Consider the following 21,650-nt stretch of genomic DNA (forward strand, 5'->3'; position numbering starts at 1 on the left):
GCCGATGAACAAAGACTATTTCTTCTGCGGCGTCGGCGGGTCCGGCATGTTGCCCCTGGCCATGATCGTTCAGGCGCAAGGAAACCGCATCGCCGGGTCGGACCGGGCGCTGGATCAGGGCCGCACGCCGGACAAGTTCGACTGGCTGCGCGCCCACGGCGTGACCCTGCATCCGCAGGACGGATCGGGCGTGGTCAGCCGGGACCAGATCGTGGTCGCCACAGGGGCGGTCGAGGACACGGTGCCGGACATCGGCGCGGCCAGGCGCGTCGGTGCCACCATCGTCACTCGGCCCCAGCTGCTGTCGCAGCTGTTCAACGCCGCCCCGACCTCGATCGGCGTGGCCGGCACCAGCGGCAAGTCGACCATCACCGGCATGGTGGCCTGGATTCTGGATCAGGCGGGCCGCAAGCCGACCGTGGTCAACGGCGCGGTGATGAAGAATTTCGCCGACGCCGACCATCCCTTCGCCAGCGCCCTGGTCGGGGGAGCGGACCTGTTCACAGCCGAGGTGGACGAGTCGGACGGCTCCATCGCCCGCTATGATCCGACCGTGGCGGTGGTGTCCAACATCTCGCTAGACCACAAGTCGATGGAGGAACTGCGCGACCTGTTCGGCGGCTTCGTCGAGCGCGCGACGACGGCGGTGCTGAACCTCGACAATCCCGAGACGGCGGCGCTGGCGCAAGAGTTGGAGCCAGGCAAGGCGATCACCTTTGCGCTCGGCGAGGAGGAAGCTGACCTGTCGGCGCATGATCTGGCGCCCCTGCCGACCGGCATGACCTTTACTCTGCGGGTGCGCGGCGAGGCCCCGCGTCCGGTCATGCTGAACGTCCCGGGCGCCCACAACGTCGCCAACGCCCTGGCGGCGCTGGGCGCGGTGAAGGCTCTGGGCGTGTCGGTGGATGCGGCGGTCGCGGCGCTGGAAAGCTTCGCCGGCATCCGGCGGCGCCTCGAGGTGGTGGGGACGCAAAACGGCGTCACCGTCATCGACGACTTCGCCCACAACCCGGACAAGATCGCCGCCACGCTGAAGACCCTGCACGCCTTTGACGGGCGGCTGCTGATCCTGTTCCAGCCGCACGGCTTCGGCCCGCTGAAGCTGATGAAGGCTGAGTTCATCGAGGGCTTCGCCGGGCTGATGCGCGAGCACGACGTCCTGCTGATGCCCGAGCCGGTCTATTACGGCGGCACCACCGACCGCAGCGTGGGGTCCGAGGACATCGCGGCGGGCGTGCGCGCCGAGGGCCGTCAGGCCGAAGCACTGGCGACCCGCGCCGACTGCGGCGACCGCATCGTGGACCTGGCCCAGCCCGGCGACCGGGTGGTGGTCATGGGCGCGCGCGACGACAGCCTGTCGAGCTTCGCGGCCGAGCTGCTGGCCCGGCTTTAAGCTCCGCGCCCGGAGCAATCGTCAAATTGCGCTTACAAAACATTCACTTCCAGAAAAGCGGCCGTTAAGCGTTGCTGGTCTAACTGCGCTCTCGCAAAACGCGGGAGGGGCGACGACATGGCCAGGATCGGAGACTTCGTCGAGGCGGCGCCGCCCATAGCGCCCGAGGCCTTTGGCGCTGAGGCCTTCGACCGCTTTCAGGCCGAGCCGGCTGCCCTGGTCATCGCTGTGGTCGACGCCGACGGCCGCCCCGTCGGCCTGATCGAGCGCAACGCCTTCACCCTGAAGATGGCCGCCGAGTTCGGCCGCGCCCTCTATGCCCGGCGCCCGGTCTCGGCCCTGATGGACCCCGCGCCCCTGCTGGTCGAGGCCGACGCCGACGCCGACGTCCTGTTCCAGACCATGGACGCGGCGGGGCTGGGCGCCCTGCTGGAGGGGTTCATCGTCGTGTCGCGCGGCCGCTATGTCGGGGTCGGCGCGGGACTGCACGTGCTGCAGGCGGGGGTGGCCATCCACAAGCGCCGCGCCGAGGCCATGGGCGAACTGGCCCAGAACCTGGTCCGCGCCGAATCCGAGGCCCGCGCCTCCAGCCGCGCCAAGTCCGAATTCCTGGCGGTGATGAGCCACGAGATCCGTACGCCGCTGAACGGGGTGCTGGGCGTCGCCGCCCTGATGGAGCGCGAGCTGACGCAAGGCTCGCTGCGCCCCTATGTCCGCACCATTCTGGATTCAGGCAACAGTCTGCTGCGGCTGCTGACCGACGCCCTGGACCTGTCGCGCGCCGAGGCGGGAATGCTGACGCTGGAGCCCGCGCCGCTGGACCTCGACGCCGTCGCCGCCGACCTGACGGCGCTATGGCGGCCCCGCGCCGAGGAGAAGGCGCTGCGCCTGACGGTGACGACGGCGACGAACGCCGCCCGCTGGGTCGTGGGCGACGAGATGCGGCTGAAGCAGTTGCTCAACAACCTGATCGGCAATGCGCTGAAATTCACCCCCGAGGGCGCGGTCGAGGTCAGCCTGTCCTCCCGGCTGGACGACGGCGCGGTACAGATCGAGGCCGTGGTGGACGACAGCGGGCCGGGCGTCAGCGAGGAGGCGGCGGCCACCATCTTTGATCCTTTCAACACCGGCGAAACCCAGCGTCAGGGGGCGGGCGCGGGGCTCGGCCTGGCCATCTGCCGTCAGATCGTCGAGCGGATGGACGGCGCCCTGTCGGTCGAGCGTTCGCCGCAGGGCGGGGCGCGGTTCCGCTTCCATCTGCGCCTGCCGCTGGCCGAGGCCGACGCCAGCCGCGCCGACGACCTCGTCGCCGCGCCGACCGCGCATGAGACCCTGCATGTGCTGGTGGTCGACGACAACGCCACCAACCGCTTCGTCGCCGGCAAGGTGCTGGAGCTGTTCGGCTGCACCCATGAGACCGCCGAGGACGGGCGGCAGGCGGTGGAGCGGGCCACGGTCGCGCCGTTCGACCTGATCCTGATGGATGTGAAGATGCCGGTGATGGACGGGGTGGCGGCGACGCGGGCCATCCGCGCCCTGCCTGGCGCCGCGTCCGCCGTGCCCATCCTGGCCCTGACCGCCAACGCCGACCCGCGCGACGAGGCCGAGTATCTGGCGGCGGGCATGGACGGCGTGGCGCAAAAGCCGATCCAGCCGGACGCCCTGCTGAACGCCATCCGGCGGGCGCTGTCGCGCCACGCCGTGGCAGAGGCGGCGTAAGAGCGCGCAACCCGTCGGGCGCTGAGGTATGGTGCCGCTTGATGCTTCAGGACCCGCCCCCCGCCCCGCCTGCCACTGTCATAGACGAGGTGATCGTCACCGCCGCGCGCCTGCCGCCGGCGGCGGGCGAGGCGGCCTTCTCAGTGATCCGTCTGGGCGAAGATACGCTGTCGACCTCTACGCGTCTGGACGAGGCGTTGGCGACGGTGCCGGCGGTGTCGCTGTTCCGGCGCACCTCGAGCCTGGCGGCCAATCCAACGACGCAGGGAATCTCCTTGCGCGCCATCGCCCCGTCGGGCGCGGGGCGGACGCTGGTGACGCTGGACGGGGTGCCGCTGAACGATCCCTTCGGCGGCTGGGTGATCTGGTCGCAGACGCCGACCGAGAGCATCGAAAGCCTGGACATCGTGCGCGGCGCCGGGGCCGGTCCCTATGGGGCGGGGGCGCTAACGGGCGTGATCCAGCTGAGGGAACGCGAGCGCGGCGGGGTGCTGGACGCCTCTATCGCCGAGCGCGGCGGGGCGCGGCTGGCGGGATCGGGCGGCGTCGACGCCGGGCCGGCGCGGCTGACCGGCTCGCTCCTTTACGAGACCAGCGACGGCTATGTCCCGGTGCGCGGCGCAGCGGCGGGGGCGGCTGACACGCCGCTGGACCTGGAGGCGAAGAGCGCGGCCCTTCGGGCGGATGTTCCGCTGGGCGAGGCGGCCCTGTCGCTGCGGGCGGCGGCCTATGAGGAGGATCGCGGCTCGGGTCTGGCGGGAGCGCGGGCCACGGCCAGCGGCCGTGTGCTGTCGGCCACCGCTGCGAAACGGCCCTCCGAGGGCGACTATGGCTGGCGGTTGCAGGCCTGGCGGCGCGAGAGCGATCTGGCCAACACCTCGGTCGCGGCGTCCCCCGACCGGGCGACGACCACGCCCGCCAATGACCAGTATGAGACGCCCGCGACCGGATGGGGCCTGAACGCCGCCCTGCGCCGGGCCGAGCGCCGGGTCGGCGGCGGGCGTCTGGAGTGGGAGGTCGGCGCCGACGCCCGCTTCAACGCGGGCGAGACGCATGAGCTGTTCCGCTACATGGCGGGAGCCTTCACCCGCGACCGCGTCGCCGGGGGCGAGACCTCGGTGGCCGGGCTTTACGGCGAAGGCTCGCTGGAGGCCGGACCCTGGTTGCTGGCCGGGGGGCTGCGGCTGGACGGCTGGAAGAACCAGAACGGACGGCGGCTGGAGCGCGACCTGGCCACCGGGGCGCCGACGCTGGACGAGACCGATCCCGAGCGCTCGGGCGAGATGGTCAGCGCGCGGCTGGCGGCGCGGCGCATGATAGGCGGCGGCTGGGCGGCGCGGGCGGCAGCCTATTCCGGCTTTCGGCCCGCCACGCTGAACGAACTGCATCGCCCCTTCCGCGTCGGCAACGACCTGACCGAGGCCAACGCCGGACTGGTCCCCGAAACCTTGCAGGGCGTCGAGGCCGGGCTGGCCTTCGAGGGGCCGATCTCGGCGCTGACGGCGACCCTGTTCTGGAACCGGATCGAGGACGCCGTCGTCAACGTCACCATAGGCCAAGGGCAGGGAACCTTCCCCCGCGCGGGCTTCGTGCCCGCCGGCGGGGTGCTGCGCCAACGCCAGAACGCCGGGACCATCGAGGCGACCGGGGTGGAGATCAGCGTGCGCCAGACGGTGCGCGCCGGACTGGACCTAAGCGGGGCCGTGTCGATCACCGACGCGCGGCTGGACGGCGGGTCCTCCGCGCCGCAACTGACCAGCCTGCGCCCGGCCCAGGCCCCGATCTGGGGCGCCACGGCCGGGGTCGACTGGCGCGCCAGCGACCGCCTGACCCTGGCCGCCCGCGCCCGCTATGAGAGCCGGCGCTTCGAGGACGATCTGAACAGCCGGGTGCTGGGCGCCACCGTGACGCTGGACGCGCGGGCCGACTGGCGGTTGGACGACGCGGCGTCGCTGTGGCTGGCCGCCGACAATCTGTTCGACGCCGAGGTCGAGGTCGCGGAGACCGGAACCGGGGTCGCGGGCTTTGGTCCGCCGCGCATGGTCAGCACCGGCGTGCGGCTGGCTTACTGAACCGCGATCCGGCCCGCGACATTCCGGCGTCTAAACGGTATTGCAAATCGTTCGCAAAGTATGGCACAGCCATAGTGTGACCGAAACCGCTGCACCCTCACCCCGGACCGCCGCCAAGCGCCCCGCCAAGGCGAAGGCGGCGCTGAACGCCCAGCGGTCGTTCTGGCTGAAGCAATTGCACAGCTGGCACTGGATCTCGGCGGCGCTCAGCCTGGTCGGCATGATCCTGTTCGCGGCGACCGGCATCACCCTGAACCACGCCGCCCAGATCCCGGCCGAGCCCGTGGTCAAGGACGCGACGGCGACCCTGCCCGCGCCCCTGCTGGCGCGCCTGTCCGACTTCCCGGAAGAGACCACCGACCCCGTGCCCGCCCCCGTCGCCCGCTGGGCCGCCGAGGCCTTCCAGGTCCAGCTCGAGGGCAAGCCGACCGAGACCACGGCGGACGAGATCTATGTCGCCCTGGCGGCGCCCGGCGGCGACGGATGGCTGACCATCGACCGTTCCACCGGCGAGGCCGTGCACGAGAAGACCACGCGCGGCTGGGTCGCCTACCTCAACGACCTGCACAAGGGGCGCAACACCGGGAAGGTCTGGTACTGGTTCATCGACGCCTTCGCCGCAGCCTGCGTGATCTTTTCGCTGACCGGCCTGGCCCTGCTGTGGCTGCACGCGCGCGGCCGTCCCTCGACCTGGCCCGTCGTGGCCCTGGGTCTGCTCATTCCCGTCGTCATCGCCCTCTTGTTCATTCACTAAGCCCTTCATTGGCGAGCCCCCCATGCGCAAGCTTCCCCTCGTCCTGACCGCTGCGGGCCTGACCGCCGCAGCCGCCCCCGCCTTCGCCGCCGACCTGACGGTGAACGTCGAACTGCCGCGCATCGCCAGCGCCTCCTATCACCGGCCTTATGTGGCGGTGTGGATCGAGAAGCCGGACCAGTCGACCGCGCAGACCCTGGCCGTCTGGTACCAGCAGACCCGCAACAACGAGGGCGACGGCACGGACTGGCTGAAGGACCTGCGCACTTGGTGGCGCAAGGGCGGCCGCGCCATGACCCTGCCCGCCGACGGCGTGTCCGGCCCGACCAAGGCCCCCGGCCGCCATGCGGTGACGGTCCCCGCCGCCCGCCTGCGCAACCTGCCCGCCGGCCAGTACAACCTCGTCGTCGAGGCGGCCCGTGAACTGGGCGGCCGCGAGGTCGTCCGCGTGCCCTTCCGCTGGGGCGGGGCCAACACCGGCGCCGGAACCGGCGCCACCGAACTGGGCGCCGTCAGCGTCGCCGTGACCCGCTAAGGACCAGAGATCATGAAAAAGACGCTCGCCTTCCTGACCCCGGCATTGGCCCTAGCCGCCGTCCTGGCCGCGCCGCTGTCGGCCCAGGCGCACCGCGCCTGGCTGGCCCCGACCTCGACCGTGCTGTCGGGCGCCGACGCCTGGGTCGGCTTCGACGCCGGCATGTCGAACGGGGTCTTCATCCCCGACCACGCCGCCATGCGTCTGGCCGGCCTGACCATCACCGCCCCGGACGGCTCCACCGCCCAGGCCGAGAACGTGATGCAGGCCAAGTACCGCTCCAGCTTCGACCTGCACCTGTCGCAGCCCGGCACCTATCGCGTCGCCAACGTCGGTTCGGGCTTCATGGTCAACTACGTGCAGGGCGGCGAGCAGAAGCGCTGGCGCGGCGCCGAGGCCGACTTCGCGACGGCCATTCCGGCTGACGCCACCGAGGTCGAGGCCACCCGCACCGACAGCCGCACCGAGACCTTCGTCACCCTGGGCGAGCCGACCGACCTGAAGACGGTCGGCAAGGGTCTGGAACTGGCCCCCGTCACCCACCCGAACGATCTGGCCGCTGGCGAGGCCGCGACCTTCAAGCTGCTGAAGGACGGCCAACCCGCCGCGAACGTCGACGTCACCATCGCGCGCGGCGGCGTCCGTTACCGCGACAACCCCGAGGAAATCACGGTCAAGACCGGCGCTGACGGCGCCTTCAGCGTGACCTGGCCGGAAGCCGGTCTCTACTGGCTGGGCGCCTCGGTGCGCACGGCGGGCGTGAACGGCCAGCCCGGCTCGAACGCCTCGTGGAACGGCGCGCTGGAAGTCCTGCCCTGACCTCGAAACGCTCCAGCTCGACCCCGCCGCCGCTCCAGATCGGAGCGGCGGTTGACGGCCGTCAGGACAACCGCGTCCTGATCCCGCCGACCACGCGCGCGCCGGAACGACCGCCCAGCGACCTGATCTGGTCGCTGGGCGGCTCGAGCATGGGCACAACCTGGTCGGTGCGTCTGGTCCCGCCGCCGGGCATTACGCAAGACGCGTTTCAGGCGGCGATCGAGGACGAACTGGCGCGCATCGTCGCCCTGTTCAGCCCCTGGACGCCGGACAGCGAGATCAGCCGCTTCAACAACGCCCCCGTCGGGACGTGGGAGCTGTCGCCGGACTTCTGGTCGTTGCTGAACGCGTCGCTGGATCTGGCCGACGACGTCAACGGCGCGGTCGATCCGACCCTGGGGGCTCTGGTCGACCTGTGGGGCTTCGGCCCGCCGGGACCGCGCGATCCGCTCCATCCCCTGCCCGCCGCCGAAGAGGTGGAGGCGGCCCTGGCCGTGTCCGGGTGGCAGAAGCTGCGGCTGAACCGCGACGGGCAGGCGGCGGTGCAGGCTGGCGGCCCCAATGGCGGGATGAAGCTGGACTTCTCGGGCATCGCCAAGGGTCATGCGGTGGACCGGGTTTCGGCCCGCCTGACCGAGCTGGGCGCGACCTCGCATCTGGTCGAGATCGGCGGCGAGCTGCTGGGGCGCGGGGTCAAGCCGGATGCCCAGCCCTGGTGGGTCGAGATTGAGGCCGTGCCGGATTCGCCCGCGCCGCATACGGTGGCCGCCCTGTTCGACGTGGCCGTGGCCACCTCGGGCGACTGGCGGCGCGCCTTTGTGCATGAAGAGCGCCTCTATCCGCACACCATCGACGGCTCGACCGGGCGGCCGGTGGACAATGGGTTGGCGCAGGTCACGGTGTTCGACGCCTCGGCCATGCGCGCCGACGCCCTCGCCACCGCCCTGATGGTGCTGGGACCGTTCGACGGGCCGGAGTTCGCCGAGGCGATGAAGATCGCGGCCCACTTCGTCGAGCGCACGCCGCGCGGTCTGGTCGAACGGATGAGCCCCGCCTTCGCCGCCATGATGGACGAAGAAGAAGCCTGAACGTGACGATGGATGCGACCCGCTGGCTGTGGACGGGCCTCGCCGTCGCCCTGTGGCTGGGCCTGATCGGCCTGACGGTCTGGCGCGTGCGCGCCGCCGCTAGAAAAGCCACAGAGCAGGCGCGGGCGCTGGCTGACGCGGCCGGAGACGACGCCGTCCTGATCGCCTTCGCCAGCCAGACCGGGTTCGGCGAGGAACTGGCCTGGATGACCGCCCGGGCGCTGGGCGACGGCGGCGTCGGCGCGCGGATTGCGTCCTTCGCCGATCTGGATCTGGAGACGCTGAAGGGCGCGCGGCGTCTTCTGGTCATCGCCTCCACCACCGGCGAGGGCGACGCCCCCGACGGCGCGGCCCGCTTCGTGCGGCAGGTGATGAAGGACGAGGCCGACCTGTCGCACCTGTCCTATGGATTGCTGGCGCTGGGCGACCGGTCCTATGACGCCTATTGCAGCTTTGGCCACGCGGTCGGCGACTGGCTGGACCGCTGCGGGGCCCAGACCCTGTTCGACCGGGTCGAGGTGGACGACGGCGACGCGGGCGCCATCCGCCACTGGCAGCATCAGTTGAACCAGTTGACCGGCTCGACCGCCGCCTCCGACTGGACCCCGCCCGCCTTTGGCCGCTGGCGTCTGGTCGAGCGGACCTTGCTGAATGCGGGCAGCCCCGGCGGCGCGGCGTATCATCTGGCCTTCGAACCGATCGACCACGCGCCCGACTGGGCGGCGGGCGACATCGCCGAGATCGGCCTGCCCGCGCGCGACGGCGAACAGCCGGCCAGCCGCGAATACTCGGTCGCCTCACTGCCCTCGGACGGACGGGTCGAGGTCTGCATCCGCCTGATGACGCGGCCGGACGGGACTCCGGGTCTGGCCTCGGGTTGGCTGACCAGGGACGCCCGGATCGGCGACGAGGTGGCCATGCGCGTGCGCGCCAACCGCAGCTTCCACGCCCCGCGGCCGGAAGCCCCTATCATCCTGATCGGCAACGGCACCGGGATCGCGGGCCTGCGCGGGCATCTGAAGGCGCGGGCTCTGCATGAGAAGACCGGCGGCGCCTGGCTGCTGTTCGGCGAGCGGACGCGGGCGCACGACGCCCTCTATGACGCGGACCTGCAGGCCTGGCTGGCCTCGGGCGCCCTGACCCGACTGGACCGCGCCTTCTCGCGCGACGGAGACCAGAACCGATATGTACAGTCGCTGGTGGCCGAACAGGCGCGCGGGGTGGCCGACTGGGTGGATCGCGGGGCCTATGTCTATGTCTGCGGCAGCCTGGAAGGGATGTCGAAGGGCGTTCACGCTGCGCTGGAGGCGGCGCTGGGCGAGGAACGGCTGACGCGGCTGACCGACAGCGGGCGCTATCGGCGCGACGTCTATTAATCAAGATACCCGCTCACCCCGGCGGACGCCGGGGCCCAGTGAGCGCTTCAACCGCTACAATATCTTCTAGGGCATGGGCGCGGCCAAAGTACTGGATCCCGGCGTCCGCCGGGATGAGCGGGAGGATTTACACCTCCGACCATCTCCGCAGCAGGTTGTGATACAGCCCGGTCAGTTCGATGACCGCCTGATCCTTCGGTCCCTTGTCGAGGTTGACCCGCTGGGTGGCCACGTCGAGACGGAACAGACTTTCGCGGTCGGCGTCGTCGCGGATCAGGCTCTGCAGCCAGAAGAAGCTGGCGACCCTCACGCCCCGCGTCACCGGCGTCACCCGATGCAGGCTCTTGGACGGATAGAGGACCAGATCGCCGGCGGGCAGCTTGACCGACTGGCTGCCGTACATCTCCTCGATGATCAGTTCGCCGCCGTCATAGTCCTCGGGCTCGGATAGGAAGAGGGTGGCCGACAGGTCGCTGCGGATGCGGATGTTGCCCCGCTGGCGGATGGCGTTGTCGACGTGGACGCCGAACTCGCTGCCGCCCTCGTAGCGGTTGAACAGGGGCGGAAAAATCGTGTGCGGCAGGGCGGCCGAGACGAACATGGGGTTGGCGTTCAGGGCCTGGACGATCAGGGCCGAGACCTCCTTCGCCGCCTCGCTGTCCTCGGGCAGTTGCAGGTTCTTCTTGGCCGTCGCCGACTGGTGGCCCGAAGTCATGTTGCCGTCGGCCCAGGGGCCGGCGTCCAGGGTCTGACGCAGGGCCGTCACCTCGGCCTTGGTGAAGACGTCGGGGATGTGCAGCAGCATGGTTCTCTCACCGTAACTCATCAGCCCCGCCGCTCACGACGGGGCCGACATGATGGCGCGAAACGCGGTCGCCCAGTAGGGGCTTAGTAGCGCAGGTTCAGCGTCAGGATGGCCGAACGCCCGGGCGCCACGTCGGCGTGGTGCACGCCGTTGGTGCGGATGACGTATTCCTCGTCGCCCGCGTTCTGGACGTTCAGCTGCAGCGAGGCGCGGTCGTTGATCTCATACGAGGCGAACAGGTCCACGCGGGTGTATTCTGGGGCGTAGATGCGGTTGGCGCCGCCGCCGGCGCCGCCCTGATTGCCGCCGAACGACTTGGAAACATAATAGACGCCGCCGCCGAGGCTCAGTTTGGGCAGGACGCGGTAGGTGGTGAACAGGCTGGCGCTGTGCTCCGGCGTATTGGCCAGGGCCTCGCCGACGTTGACGCTGTTGTAGGCGCCGCTGACCAGCTCCGAATCCATCCAGGTGTAGCCGCCGAAGACCTGCCACTTGTCGGTGACATTGCCCGAAGCGCCCAGTTCGAGGCCTTGAACTTCGGCTTCGCCGGCCTGCTCATAGACGCCCGGCGCCACCTGAATCTGCGCGTCCTTGCGGGTCAGGCGGAACAGGGCGCCGCTGAGGGCCAGACGGTCGTTGAACAGGTTGGCCTTGGCCCCGAGCTCGACGCTCTGGGTCTCTTCGGGATCCAGCACGCTGGTCAGCAGATTGCCCGTGCCGACGCCCACGCCGGTGTTCTGGTCGCCGGCCGAGATGGTCGGCGGCGTCGAGGAGGTGGCGTAGGAGGCGTAGAGGCTGGTGTTCGGCGTCGGCTTGTAGACCAGGCCGACCTGATAGTTGACGAAGTTCCAGTCGCCCTTGAACGGCGCATAGACCGGGGCCGCGACCGTGCCCGTGGCGTTGATCGCGTCGACCGAATAGTCGTCCCAGCGCAGGCCCAGGTTGACGATGAACTTCTCGCCGAAGCTGAGCGAGTCGAAGGCGTAGACGCCCAGCGAATCCGTCTGGCTGTCGCTGACCACGCCGCGCGTGATCGTGCCGGTCCAGGGGTCGTTCGGGTTGGGGTTGTAGATCGGGGTGCAGTCGACGCCGGTCAGCGGCGCCGGACAGGCCGACCCGGTCAGGGTCGTGACCGTATAGGAGGCGTTCTTGTTGGTTTCGCGCGACAGTTCGACGCCCGCGTCGAAATTGTGCTTGATGCCGCCGGTCATGAACGAGCCGTGCAGGTCGGTGACGTTGGCCAGGGTTTCGGCCGGGTTCCAGCGCGACTTGGTGCCGCGCTTCATCCACCAGACGCCGTTGACGAGCGCCGCGCCGGGGACCGGCGTCGTGGCGCTGCCGCCGTCGCCGGGGTTGGTGACGACATAGTCGTTCAGCGTCTGCGACCAGCGGGAGACGTTGCGGATCGCCAACGCATCGCTGAAGCGGTGATCGGCGGCCAGGGTCAGGCTGTCGACCGTATTGGTCAGATAGTCGCGCGCCTTCAGCCCGTAGAAGCTGTCGTAGGGCACATCCATGACGCCGCTGTCGGTCGTGCGGACGTTGGTCTTGGTGAAGAGCGGGATGCCGTAGTCAGGCATCTGGTCGCTGTCGAGGTGGTAGTAGCTGGCGGTCAGGGTGGTCGGCGTGCCCAGACCCGCAGCTATGGCGGCGGCGACGCCCCACTTGTCGAAGTCGACCGCGTCGCGGCCGGCGACGTCGCCCTGCGAGGCCATCAGGTTCAGACGCATGGCGGCGGTCGGGCTGACCTGCCAGTTGGCGTCCACCGTGCCGCGCGCATAATTGTCAGTACCGGCGCCGGCCGAGCCATGGATGAAATGGGTCAGGCGCGGGGCCTTGGACGACAAGTTGATGCTGCCGCCGCCCGAGCCGCGGCCCGAATAGACCGAATCCGGTCCCTTGATGACCTCGACCTGCTCCAGGTTGAAGACCTCGCGCTGCTGGCCGCCGGTGTCGCGGATGCCGTCGACGAAGATGTTGTTGCCCGAGGCCTGGCCGCGAATGAAGGGACGGTCGGCCAGGGGCTGGCCGCCTTCGCCCGCGCCGAAGGTGATGCCCGGCGAGGTGCGCAGAATGTCCTGCAGCGAGGTGGCGGCGGTCTGTTCGATGATCTGCTGCGGGATCACCGTGACCGAGCGCGGGGTATCGACCAGGGGGGCGACGAACGACGGATCCTTGGGCTCGCGCTTCACCCGCCGGCCCTGCACGTCGATGGTCCCCAGATTTGTGGCGTCCTGCGTCACGTCCGCCGTGGCGATCGGGGCTTCGTCACCCGCCAGAACCGGCGAGGCGCACAGCATGCCGGCGGCGCTGGAAGCGAACAGAAGCGCCTTGAGGGCGGAAGAGGGGCCGTCGGACATGGGGGAGAAACCGGTCAGTGATATTGCGATCACGTCGCAATATCACCTTACTCTCGTCCCGCAAGTGACTCTGCGAATAAATCGCAATTAATCCCCGTGGCGTTTCTAGACCCGCGCGACCGCCTTCATCGACACGGCAGGGTCGGCCAGCAGGGCCGCATCCACCGGCGTCGCCTTGCCGATCAGCTGGCGCCCTCCCATGAACTCGGCCGGGGCGTTGACCGCCTCGACGCAGACGATCCTGTCGCCGTTCAGGTGGAAGACGGCGAAGACGCCGCCGGCCGGGTCGCCGCGCACCACCTGACGGTCGGCGTCGAAGGGCAGGCCGGCGATCTGCAGCTTGACGTCGTACTGATCCGACCAGAACCACGGCACTTCCGGCGCGGGAGCCGCGCGGCCGACGATAGCGGCCGCCGCCTGCTTGGCCTGCTCCAGGGCGTTGGGCACGCTCTCCAGCCGGTGCATCCGCCCGCCGTGAACCGGAATGGGCCGGTAGGTCACGTCGCCGATGGCGTAGATGGCGGGGTCGGCGGTGCGGGCGTTTTCGTCCACGACCACGCCGTTCTCGCAGGCCAGACCGGCCGTCCGCGCCAGGGCTTCGCGCGCCAGGGCGCCGACGCCGACGAGGATGGCGTCGGCCGCGATCAGCGATCCGTCCGCCAGCCGCACGCCGCCGTCCTCGAAACCCGAGACCTCGGCGCCGGTCAGGATTTCGACGCCGTGCCGGCGATGGAGGTCGGTGAAGAAGGCCGACAGGGTCTGCGACGCCACGCGCGCCAGCACCCGGTCCATGCGCTCGATCACCACCGCCTCGGCGCCGAGGGCGCGGGCAGAGGCCGCCGCCTCCAGCCCGACATAGCCGCCGCCGACCACGGCCAGACGCTTGCCGGGGGCCAGCGCCGCCTTCAGGCGTTCGGCGTCCTCCAGCGCGCGAAGCTCCAGCAGATCGGACCGGTCGGCGCCGGGGACGGCCAGCTTGCGCGCCGTCGAGCCGGTGGCCAGGATCAGGGCGTCATAGGACTCGACCACGCCGTCGGCGAAGGTCACGGACTTGCTCGCCGCATCAATGGCGGTCGCCGTGACGCCGGTGCGCAGGTCGATCTTGTGCTCGGCGTAGAAGCTCTCGGGGCGCAGCAGCAGGTCCTCCAGACCCGCCTCGCCCTTCAGCCAAGCCTTGGACAGGGGCGGCCGCTGATAGGGCGCCGCCGCCTCCTCGCCCGCCAGGACGATCTCGCCCTCGAAGCCATACTGTCTCAGCAGCGCCGCCGCCGAGCCCCCCGCGTGTCCCGCGCCGATGATCAGAACCTTGGTCATGGCAGCGGAGATAGGACGGATCGAGCGGAGCGGCTACTCTCTCCTCCCCACTTGTGGGGAGGGGGACCACGAAGTGGTGGAGGGGCCATCCCGCCGACCGCTGAAACCTATCGCCGCGCCGCCGGGATGCGCCGCGCCCTGACGCCGCCCGAGGCGAGGCTATGGATCCAGGTCAAGCGCGGCGGGCTGGAGGGTCTGAAGTTTCGACGCCAGCATCCGGTGGGTCCCTACATCCTGGATTTCTACTGTCACGCCGCGCGGCTGGCGGTGGAGGTCGACGGCGCGGGTCATGATGATCCTGAGCAGATCGCGCATGACGAACGGCGGACGCATTGGCTGGCGTCGCAGGGCGTTGAGGTTCTGCGGGTGCGCTCGACCGATGTGCGCGATCATCTGGAGGGGGTGCTGGCGGTGATCCTTCAGCACGCGACGGGACGGTAGAGGCCCTCCACCACTTCGTGGTCCCCCTCCCCACTCGCGTGGGGAGGAAAGACAGCGGCGGCGCTTGACCGTTCCACTGTTACAGCATAATGAAACACGCCATGAGCCCCGCCCCCGCCAAGACCGCCCTGCTGGACGCCCTGCTTTCGCTGAAAACGCGCGAGGAGGCGGAGGCTTTTCTGTCCGACCTTTGCACCCCTGCTGAACTGCGCGCCTTCGCCGAGCGCTGGCAGGTGGCGCGGCTGCTGGACGGCGGGGACAAGACCTATCGCGAGATCGCCGTGGAAGCCTCGGCCAGCCCGACCACCGTGGTGCGCGTCGCGCGCTCCCTGAAAGACATGCCGCACCAGGGCTATCGCCTGGTGCTGGACCGCCAAAAAACGCCTTCTGGCCAAGCCTGAGTTGAGATCATGAGCACCGTGCAAGGGCGGCTTCGCATCGCCGTTCAGAAATCCGGCCGCCTGGCCGAACGCAGCCTCGACCTGGTCCGCGACGCGGGCCTTCGGGTCATCAAGGGCAACAACGAACTGCTGTATCGGATCGAGAACTATCCGATCGACCTGCTGCGGGTGCGCGACGACGACATTCCGACCTTCGTGGCGGACGGGGTCTGCGACCTCGGCATCGTCGGCGAGAACGTGCTGGAGGAAGGCCGCAACGGCGGGCCGAACGCCGAAGTGGTCATGCCGCTGGGCTTTGGCCGCTGCACGCTGAAGATCGCCGTGCCGCCGACGCTCGACTACGCCGGGCCGCAGTCGCTGGACGGCCTGCGCATCGCCACCTCCTATCCCAAGATCCTGCGGCGCTTCCTCAACGACCGCGACGTGCGCGCCGAGATCGTCACCATGCGCGGCGCAGTCGAGGTGGCCCCGCGGATGAAGCTGGCCTCGGCCATCTGCGACCTGGTCTCGACCGGCGCGACGCTGGAGGCCAACGGCCTGACGGCCAAGGAGACGGTGCTGGACAGCCAGGCGGTGCTGATCAAGGCGCCCACCGCGCCCGAGGCCGGGCTGCAGCACCTGCTGGACAGCATCATCGAGCGGATGGCGGGCGTGGTGTCCTCACAGGGCGCCAAATACGTCATGCTGAACGCCCCGCGCGCGGCGCTGGCTGAGATCACCGCCATCCTGCCGGGCGCCGGCTCGCCCACCGTCATGCCGCTGTCGGGCCGCGACGACGCCGTGGCCGTCCACGCCGTCTGCCAGGAGGCCGTCTTCTGGGAGACGCTGGAGAAGCTGAAGGCGGCGGGGGCCTCGGCCATCCTGGTCCTGCCCATCGAGAAGATGATGTGATGAAGCGTATCGACTGGAACACCCTGGACGCCGCCGGACGCAAGGCGGCGCTGGCCCGGCCGCAGCGCCGCACCGAGGGCTTCGTGACCGGCGTGGTGCGCGAGATCTTCGACGACGTGCAGACGCGCGGCGGTCAGGCCGTGACCGACTGGGCCGTCAAGCTGGATGGCGCAGCCCCACGCCGCATCGCGATCAATGAAGCCGCCGCCGCCCAGGCCCGCGCCGACCTGCCGCCCGCCGCCGCGCGCGCCCTGCGGGTGGCCGCCGACAATATCCGCGTCTTCCACGCCGCAACCCGGCCCGAGGACACCGGCTTCATCGAGACCACGCCCGGCGTGCGCTCCAAGCTGGTGTGGCGGCCCATCGGCTCGGCGGGCCTCTATGTGCCGGGCGGGACGGCGCCGCTGTTTTCGTCGCTGCTGATGCTGGCCATTCCGGCGGGCGTGGCCGGGGTCGGGCGGCGCGTCGCCGTCACCCCCCCTTCGAAAGATGGGTCGGTTCACCCGGCCATGATCGTCGCCGCCGCCGAGGCGGGTCTGGACGAGCTGTGGCTGCTGGGCGGGGCCCAGGCCATCGCGGCGCTGACCTTCGGCGTCGAACTGGACGACGGCGTCATCGAACCCGTCGACAAGCTGTTCGGGCCCGGCAACGCCTATGTGGCCGAGGCCAAACGCTATGCCGCCAGCCTGCCGGGCGGTCCCGCGGCCGATATGCCCGCCGGCCCATCGGAGCTGCTGGTCATCGCCGACCGGGACGCCGACTTCGAGATCGTCGCCGCCGACCTGCTGAGCCAGGCCGAGCACGACGCCGACGCCCAGGTCATTCTGGTCTCCGACAGCGGCACGGCCCTGACCGAGATCGTCGCCGAGGTCGAGCGTCAGGTCGAGACCCTGCCCCGCGCGGCGATCGCCCGCGCCTCGCTGGCCGAGGCCCGCGCCATCCGCGTGCGCGACATGGCCGAGGCCTGCGCCGCGGCCAACCTCTATGGCCCCGAACACCTGTCGATTCAGGCCGAGGACGCCGAAGCTTTGGTCGACAAGATCACCGCCGCCGGCGCCGTCTTCGTCGGCCAGTGGGCGGCCGAAACGCTCGGCGACTACGCCGCCGGGCCCAGCCACGTCCTGCCGACCGACGGCGGGGCGCGGACGCTCGGCGGCATCACCACCGCCAGCTTCATGACCACCATGTCGGTGCAGACGGTGACGCAGGCCGGCGCCGCCGCCCTGGCCCCCGTCGCCGCGCGTCTGGCGCGGATGGAGGGGCTGGAGGCCCACGCCCGCGCCGCCGATCTGAGGATGGAGGGGTGACGCTTCCCGCCCCCTATCCGCCGCTGGTCTCGGGCGGCGAAGGTCTGGACCGTTATCCGGCAGATCCGACCGCACTAGCTGCGCGGCTGGCCGACCTCTACGGCGTCGCCGCCGATCAGGTGCTGCCGGTGCGCGGCCTGACGCACGGGCTGGAACTGGTCTGGCGTCTGGCTGCTCGCGACGGGCAGACGGTTCAGGCGCCCGAGGCCGAACCCTACCTGGGGCTGGCGGCGCTTTACGCCCGCCCGGTCGAAACGGCCGAGGTCGCCGCGGTCGTCATCCGCGCCCTCGGTTCGCCCGAAGCCGTGGCCGAGATGGCCGAGCGCGTCGCCCCCGCCCTGCTGGTCGTGGACGAGGGTCTGGTCGAGTTCGCCGAGGCGGCGTCCGCCGCGACGGTGGTGAAGGACCACGCCAACCTGATCGTGCTGCGCAGCCTGTCGCTGGCCTATGGCCTGGCCGGGGCGCGGGTCGGGGCGGCGGTGGCGCAAGGGCAGACCTTGGCCCGGCTGGCGCGCGTGCTGGAACCCTACGCCCTGCCCGAGGTCTCGGTGCGGCTGGCGCTGCAGGCGCTGGACCCCTCGCGGATGATCGAGACCGCCGAGCGCATCGACGGCGTGCGCCGCGAGCGCGTCCGCGTGGTCGAGGCCCTGTCGCGGTTGATGCCGCTGGAGGCCGGGGTCGGGCCGGTGATCATCGCCCGCCCCTCCGATCCGGGGGCGGTCATCGAGAGCTTGCGTCGTTTCGGCCTCGACGCCGACGCCGCGGGCGAGCGCGTGCGTCTGCCCGTTTCGCTGAAGCCCGAGGTCAACGATCGACTGCTGGTGGCCCTGGGCGCCGCCGCGCCCAAGGTTCGCCGCACCCGCGTCGGACAGGCCGTGCGCGATACGAAAGAGACCCGCATCGTCTGCGCCGTCGATCTGGACAGCGCCGGGCCGGTGACCATCCACACCGGCGTCGGCTTCTTCGACCACATGATCGAACAGGTGGCGGCGCACGGCGGCTTTTCCATCCGCCTGTCGTGCGAGGGCGACCTGCACACCGATCCGCACCACACCATCGAGGACAGCGCCATCGCCCTGGGGCAGGCGCTGAAACAGGCGCTGGGCGAAAGGAAGGGCATCGCCCGCTACGGCTTCGTCCTGCCGATGGACGAGGCCAACGCCAGCGTCTCCATCGACCTGTCGGGGCGACCCTATCCGGTGTTCGAGGGGACGTTCGCGACCCCCTTCATCGGCGACTACCGCACCGACCTGACGGCGCACGTCATCCGCTCCTTGGCCGAAAACCTGGGCGCGGCCATCCACGTCAGCGTCACCGGGGACGACGACCATCACAAGACCGAGGCCGTTTACAAGGCCCTGGGCCGCGCCCTGCGTCAGGCCATCCGCGTCGAGGGCGATGTGGTGCCGTCGACCAAGGGGGTGCTGTGAGCCCCCCTCGCACCAAGGATGTCACCCTGATCGGTTACGGCTCGGGCAATGTCGCCTCGGTGCGGTTCGCGCTGGAGCGGCTGGGCGCGCGGGTGCGGATCACCGCCGATCCCGCCGATCTGGGCGAGGCCGAGCGGGTCATCCTGCCCGGCGTCGGGGCTGCGGGCTATGCCATGCAGCGGCTGAACGCGCTCGGTCTGGTCGAGCCTCTGCGCCAGTTCAAACGCCCGCTGCTGGGCGTCTGTCTGGGCCAGCAGCTGCTGTTCGAAACCAGCGCCGAAGACGGCGGCGCCGACCTGCTGGGTCTGATCCCGGGTCGGGTCGAAGCCATCGCGCCCGCGCCCTCACGGCCCTCGCCGCACATGGGCTGGAGCCGGCTGGCGATCCGTCGCCCCGATCCCCTGCTGGAGGGGATCAAGGACGGCGACTGGGCCTATTTCGTGCACGGCTTCGTCTGCCCCGACGGCCCGGCGACCATCGCCGCCGCCGACTACGGCATCCCCGTGCCCGCCGTGGTCAACAGCGCCAACCGCTGGGGCTGCCAGTTCCACCCGGAACGCTCGGCGGCTGCGGGCGCGCGTATCCTCAAGAACTTCCTCGAGTTGCCCGCATGATCGTCTATCCCGCCATCGACCTGAAGGACGGCGTCTGCGTGCGGCTGATGCACGGGCGCTTCGATCAGGTGACCCGCTATGACGAGGTCCCGGCCGCGCGTCTGGCCGCCTTCGCCGCCGAGGGCGCGGCCTGGGTCCACATTGTCGATCTGGACGGGGCCGAAGCCGGGCGCGCCATGCAGCACGGCCTGATCGGAGAGATGGCGGCCTCGGTCGCCGTCAAGATCCAGTCGGGCGGCGGCGTGCGCTCCGAGGCCGATGTCGAACGCCTGCTGGAGGCCGGCGTCGACCGCGTCGTGGTCGGGTCGATGGCCGTGACCAAGTCGGACGAGGTGCTGGCCTGGCTGGACCGGTTCGGGTCCGAACGCATCACCCTGGCGCTGGACGTCAAGTACGAGGACGGTGTTCCGGTCCCGGCGCTGAAGGGCTGGACCCAGTCGGCGGGGGTCGATCTGTGGACGGCTCTAGAGCGCTATCCGTCCGACCTGCTGACCCATGTGCTGATGACCGACGTGGGCCGCGACGGCGCCCTGACCGGGCCCAATCTCGACCTGCTGGGCGAGGCGCTGGCGCGTCGGCCGGAGCTGAAGATTCAGGCCTCGGGCGGGGTGGCGTCGCTGGACGACCTGACCGCGGCGCGCGATCTGGGCTGCGACGGGGCCATCGTCGGGCGGGCCATCTACGAAGGTCGCTTCACCGTGGCCGAGGCGCTGAAGGCGGTGGCGCCATGACGGCGAGACGCATCATCCCCTGCCTCGACGTCAAGGATGGGCGGGTGGTCAAGGGCGTGCGCTTCGAGCGTCACGTCGACATGGGCGACGCCGCCGAACTGGCCACGCGCTATCGCGACCAGGGCGCCGACGAACTGGTCTTCTACGACATCACCGCCAGCCCCGAGGGGCGGACGCTGGACTATGGCTGGGTGCAGGACATCGCCCGGCTGCTGGACATCCCCTTCTGCGTCGCGGGCGGCATCCGCACCGTGGAGCAGGCGGCGCGCTGTCTCGACCACGGGGCCGACAAGGTGTCGATCAACTCCCCCGCGCTGGAACGTCCCGAACTGATCGGCGAGATGGCCGCGCGGCTGGGGCGTCAATGCGTCGTCGTCGGCGTCGACAGCGCCTTCCAGGACGGCGAGTGGCGCGTCCACAAATACACCGGCGATCCCAACGCCCGGCGCGGCGCGGGCAGGCTGACCATGGACTGGATCGTCGAGGCGCAAGGTCTCGGCGCCGGGGAGATCGTGCTGAACTGCATCGATCAGGACGGGGTGCGGCGCGGATATGATATCGCGCAACTGGCCGAGGCGCGGCGGCGGCTGACCATTCCGCTGGTGGCCTCAGGCGGGGCCGGGGCGGTCGAGCATTTCCGCGACGTGTTCGAGCAGGCGGATGTTTCCGGCGCCCTGGCCGCCAGCGTCTTCCACTCGGGCGCGATCGCGATTCCCGATCTCAAACATTACCTCGATCAGGTCGGGGTGGAGGTGAGGATATGACCCGCCCCCTCCCTTCCCGCTCATCCCGGCGGACGCCGGGATCCAGAGCTTTGGCCAGAAGCCCAGACCTCTGGACCTATGGCCGAATGATATTCAACGCCACATCGCGTGGCTCTCACTGGATCCCGGCGTCCGCCGGGATGAGCGGATTAGAATAATGCTCGATCTCCAATCCCTCGACATCAGCAAGATCGACTTCGCCAAAGGCGGCGGTCTGATCCCCGCCGTGGTGCAGGACGCCGACACCCTGCAGGTGCTGACGCTCGCCTACATGGACGAGGCGGCGCTGCGCGAGACGCTGGACAGCGGCCAGGCCACCTTCTTCTCGCGCTCGCGCGGCGGGCGGTGGCGCAAGGGCGAGACCTCGGGCGATTTCCTCAATGTCGTCTCGGTAACGCCCGACTGCGACGGCGACGCCGTGGTGGTGAAGGTCCGGCCGGTCGGCAACGCCTGTCACCTGAACCGTGTCAGCTGCTTCGGCGACGAGGACGCGCCGGGGCTGGGCCGCATCGGCCGGCTGGAGCGCACCATCCACGTCCGGGCGCAGGCCGATCCCAACGACAGCTGGACCGCGCGCCTGATGGCGCAGGGGCCGAAACGCGCGGCGCAGAAGGTCGGCGAGGAGGGCGTGGAGACGGCGCTGGCCGGGGCCGCGGGCGACGAGGCGGAACTCGCCAGCGAGTCGGCGGATTTGATCTATCACCTGCTGGTCCTGCTCCACACGCGTAACATGGTGTTTCAGGACGTGCTCGACGTCTTGGCGCATCGCGCGCAACCGGCCAAGGACGATAGCTAGGCCGTAAGGCGAAGACCCCGCACGCCGGGGCCACGGAGGA

At 70.3% G+C, this 21,650-nt stretch carries 20 protein-coding genes; 17 read left to right on the forward strand and 3 right to left on the reverse strand.

Translation table 11 applies throughout. From position 1 onward, the window contains the following. Positions 1–4 precede the first annotated feature (4 nt). From AB4Y68_RS05315 to AB4Y68_RS05350, 8 genes are all read left to right on the forward strand, one after another. Positions 5–1,393: a UDP-N-acetylmuramate--L-alanine ligase gene (locus AB4Y68_RS05315; protein WP_441454467.1), complete on the forward strand. Its 1,389-nt coding sequence runs from the start codon at positions 5–7 to the stop codon at positions 1,391–1,393. 117 nt (positions 1,394–1,510) lie between these two features. Continuing rightward, positions 1,511–3,112, forward strand: coding sequence for an ATP-binding protein (locus AB4Y68_RS05320; protein WP_441454468.1), 1,602 nt, complete (start codon positions 1,511–1,513; stop codon positions 3,110–3,112). Between the two features lie 41 nt (positions 3,113–3,153). Further along, positions 3,154–5,184, forward strand: a complete 2,031-nt coding sequence (locus tag AB4Y68_RS05325; protein ID WP_441454469.1) for a TonB-dependent receptor — start codon at positions 3,154–3,156, stop codon at positions 5,182–5,184. A 76-nt stretch (positions 5,185–5,260) separates the two neighbouring features. Then, entirely contained in the window at positions 5,261–5,938 is a 678-nt protein-coding gene (locus AB4Y68_RS05330; protein ID WP_441454470.1) for a PepSY-associated TM helix domain-containing protein, read from the forward strand. Between the two features lie 22 nt (positions 5,939–5,960). Further along, entirely contained in the window at positions 5,961–6,473 is a 513-nt protein-coding gene (locus AB4Y68_RS05335) for a DUF2271 domain-containing protein (protein WP_441454471.1), read from the forward strand. A gap of 12 nt (positions 6,474–6,485) precedes the next feature. Further along, positions 6,486–7,292: a DUF4198 domain-containing protein gene (locus AB4Y68_RS05340; protein ID WP_441454472.1), complete on the forward strand. Its 807-nt coding sequence runs from the start codon at positions 6,486–6,488 to the stop codon at positions 7,290–7,292. Next, positions 7,262–8,380 carry an FAD:protein FMN transferase gene (locus tag AB4Y68_RS05345; RefSeq protein ID WP_441454473.1) on the forward strand — a complete coding sequence of 373 codons (1,119 nt, stop codon included), beginning with the start codon at positions 7,262–7,264 and terminating at the stop codon, positions 8,378–8,380. Before AB4Y68_RS05340 ends, AB4Y68_RS05345 begins: the two co-directional genes overlap by 31 nt. 8 nt (positions 8,381–8,388) lie before the next feature. Further along, positions 8,389–9,756: a sulfite reductase subunit alpha gene (locus AB4Y68_RS05350; RefSeq protein ID WP_441454754.1), complete on the forward strand. Its 1,368-nt coding sequence runs from the start codon at positions 8,389–8,391 to the stop codon at positions 9,754–9,756. A 127-nt stretch (positions 9,757–9,883) separates the two neighbouring features. Here the strand turns inward: AB4Y68_RS05350 and AB4Y68_RS05355 are convergent, their stop codons facing one another. The 3 genes from AB4Y68_RS05355 to AB4Y68_RS05365 all read right to left on the reverse strand — a co-directional run bounded on the left by AB4Y68_RS05355 (position 9,884) and on the right by AB4Y68_RS05365 (position 14,235). Then, the gene (locus AB4Y68_RS05355; protein ID WP_441454474.1) at positions 9,884–10,561 is read right to left on the reverse strand and encodes a Fe2+-dependent dioxygenase; all 678 of its coding nucleotides are present in this window, start codon (positions 10,559–10,561) and stop codon (positions 9,884–9,886) included. Between the two features lie 83 nt (positions 10,562–10,644). After that, a complete protein-coding gene (locus AB4Y68_RS05360) occupies positions 10,645–12,921 on the reverse strand; it encodes a TonB-dependent receptor (RefSeq protein WP_441454475.1) in 2,277 nt (758 codons plus the stop codon). Positions 12,922–13,026: 105 nt separating this feature from the next. After that, the gene (locus AB4Y68_RS05365) at positions 13,027–14,235 is read right to left on the reverse strand and encodes an NAD(P)/FAD-dependent oxidoreductase (RefSeq protein WP_441454476.1); all 1,209 of its coding nucleotides are present in this window, start codon (positions 14,233–14,235) and stop codon (positions 13,027–13,029) included. A gap of 126 nt (positions 14,236–14,361) precedes the next feature. On the opposite strand from AB4Y68_RS05365, the gene AB4Y68_RS05370 reads away from it, so the two are divergent. From AB4Y68_RS05370 to hisIE, 9 genes are all read left to right on the forward strand, one after another. Beyond that, entirely contained in the window at positions 14,362–14,676 is a 315-nt protein-coding gene (locus AB4Y68_RS05370) for an endonuclease domain-containing protein (protein WP_441454477.1), read from the forward strand. A gap of 101 nt (positions 14,677–14,777) precedes the next feature. Beyond that, complete coding sequence (locus AB4Y68_RS05375; RefSeq protein WP_441454478.1) at positions 14,778–15,077, forward strand: YerC/YecD family TrpR-related protein; 300 nt, start codon at positions 14,778–14,780, stop codon at positions 15,075–15,077. A 9-nt stretch (positions 15,078–15,086) separates the two neighbouring features. After that, complete coding sequence (gene hisG / locus AB4Y68_RS05380) at positions 15,087–15,968, forward strand: ATP phosphoribosyltransferase (RefSeq protein WP_441454479.1); 882 nt, start codon at positions 15,087–15,089, stop codon at positions 15,966–15,968. Beyond that, positions 15,968–17,275 carry a histidinol dehydrogenase gene (hisD, locus tag AB4Y68_RS05385; protein ID WP_441454480.1) on the forward strand — a complete coding sequence of 436 codons (1,308 nt, stop codon included), beginning with the start codon at positions 15,968–15,970 and terminating at the stop codon, positions 17,273–17,275. Before hisG ends, hisD begins: the two co-directional genes overlap by 1 nt. Continuing rightward, positions 17,272–18,705: an imidazoleglycerol-phosphate dehydratase HisB gene (hisB, locus tag AB4Y68_RS05390; RefSeq protein WP_441454481.1), complete on the forward strand. Its 1,434-nt coding sequence runs from the start codon at positions 17,272–17,274 to the stop codon at positions 18,703–18,705. The genes hisD and hisB overlap by 4 nt, the downstream gene beginning before the upstream one ends. Further along, on the forward strand, positions 18,702–19,319 hold the full coding sequence (gene hisH / locus AB4Y68_RS05395) for an imidazole glycerol phosphate synthase subunit HisH (RefSeq protein ID WP_441454482.1): 618 nt from the start codon (positions 18,702–18,704) through the stop codon (positions 19,317–19,319). The genes hisB and hisH overlap by 4 nt, the downstream gene beginning before the upstream one ends. Then, positions 19,316–20,050, forward strand: coding sequence for a 1-(5-phosphoribosyl)-5-[(5-phosphoribosylamino)methylideneamino]imidazole-4-carboxamide isomerase (gene hisA, locus AB4Y68_RS05400; protein ID WP_441454483.1), 735 nt, complete (start codon positions 19,316–19,318; stop codon positions 20,048–20,050). The genes hisH and hisA overlap by 4 nt, the downstream gene beginning before the upstream one ends. Further along, positions 20,047–20,814, forward strand: coding sequence for an imidazole glycerol phosphate synthase subunit HisF (hisF, locus tag AB4Y68_RS05405; RefSeq protein ID WP_441454484.1), 768 nt, complete (start codon positions 20,047–20,049; stop codon positions 20,812–20,814). The genes hisA and hisF overlap by 4 nt, the downstream gene beginning before the upstream one ends. Positions 20,815–20,971: 157 nt before the next feature. Next, on the forward strand, positions 20,972–21,610 hold the full coding sequence (gene hisIE / locus AB4Y68_RS05410; protein WP_441454485.1) for a bifunctional phosphoribosyl-AMP cyclohydrolase/phosphoribosyl-ATP diphosphatase HisIE: 639 nt from the start codon (positions 20,972–20,974) through the stop codon (positions 21,608–21,610). Positions 21,611–21,650: the final 40 nt, after the last annotated feature.

The sequence above is a fragment of the Brevundimonas sp. 2YAF1 genome (genome assembly GCF_052114745.1).
In the GTDB taxonomy this organism is placed as follows: Bacteria; Pseudomonadota; Alphaproteobacteria; order Caulobacterales; family Caulobacteraceae; genus Brevundimonas.

Bases quoted from the DNA above. Each gene is read 5' to 3' on its own strand.
- AB4Y68_RS05315 (WP_441454467.1), top strand. From the start codon at position 5: ATGAACAAAGACTATTTCTTCTGCGGCGTCGGCGGGTCCGGCATGTTG.
- AB4Y68_RS05320 (WP_441454468.1), top strand. From the start codon at position 1,511: ATGGCCAGGATCGGAGACTTCGTCGAGGCGGCGCCGCCCATAGCGCCC.
- AB4Y68_RS05325 (WP_441454469.1), top strand. From the start codon at position 3,154: ATGCTTCAGGACCCGCCCCCCGCCCCGCCTGCCACTGTCATAGACGAG.
- AB4Y68_RS05335 (WP_441454471.1), top strand. From the start codon at position 5,961: ATGCGCAAGCTTCCCCTCGTCCTGACCGCTGCGGGCCTGACCGCCGCA.
- AB4Y68_RS05340 (WP_441454472.1), top strand. From the start codon at position 6,486: ATGAAAAAGACGCTCGCCTTCCTGACCCCGGCATTGGCCCTAGCCGCC.
- AB4Y68_RS05350 (WP_441454754.1), top strand. From the start codon at position 8,389: ATGGATGCGACCCGCTGGCTGTGGACGGGCCTCGCCGTCGCCCTGTGG.
- AB4Y68_RS05355 (WP_441454474.1), bottom strand. From the start codon at position 10,561: ATGCTGCTGCACATCCCCGACGTCTTCACCAAGGCCGAGGTGACGGCC.
- AB4Y68_RS05360 (WP_441454475.1), bottom strand. From the start codon at position 12,921: ATGTCCGACGGCCCCTCTTCCGCCCTCAAGGCGCTTCTGTTCGCTTCC.
- AB4Y68_RS05365 (WP_441454476.1), bottom strand. From the start codon at position 14,235: ATGACCAAGGTTCTGATCATCGGCGCGGGACACGCGGGGGGCTCGGCG.
- AB4Y68_RS05370 (WP_441454477.1), top strand. From the start codon at position 14,362: ATGCGCCGCGCCCTGACGCCGCCCGAGGCGAGGCTATGGATCCAGGTC.
- AB4Y68_RS05375 (WP_441454478.1), top strand. From the start codon at position 14,778: ATGAGCCCCGCCCCCGCCAAGACCGCCCTGCTGGACGCCCTGCTTTCG.
- hisG (WP_441454479.1), top strand. From the start codon at position 15,087: ATGAGCACCGTGCAAGGGCGGCTTCGCATCGCCGTTCAGAAATCCGGC.
- hisD (WP_441454480.1), top strand. From the start codon at position 15,968: ATGAAGCGTATCGACTGGAACACCCTGGACGCCGCCGGACGCAAGGCG.
- hisA (WP_441454483.1), top strand. From the start codon at position 19,316: ATGATCGTCTATCCCGCCATCGACCTGAAGGACGGCGTCTGCGTGCGG.
- hisF (WP_441454484.1), top strand. From the start codon at position 20,047: ATGACGGCGAGACGCATCATCCCCTGCCTCGACGTCAAGGATGGGCGG.
- hisIE (WP_441454485.1), top strand. From the start codon at position 20,972: ATGCTCGATCTCCAATCCCTCGACATCAGCAAGATCGACTTCGCCAAA.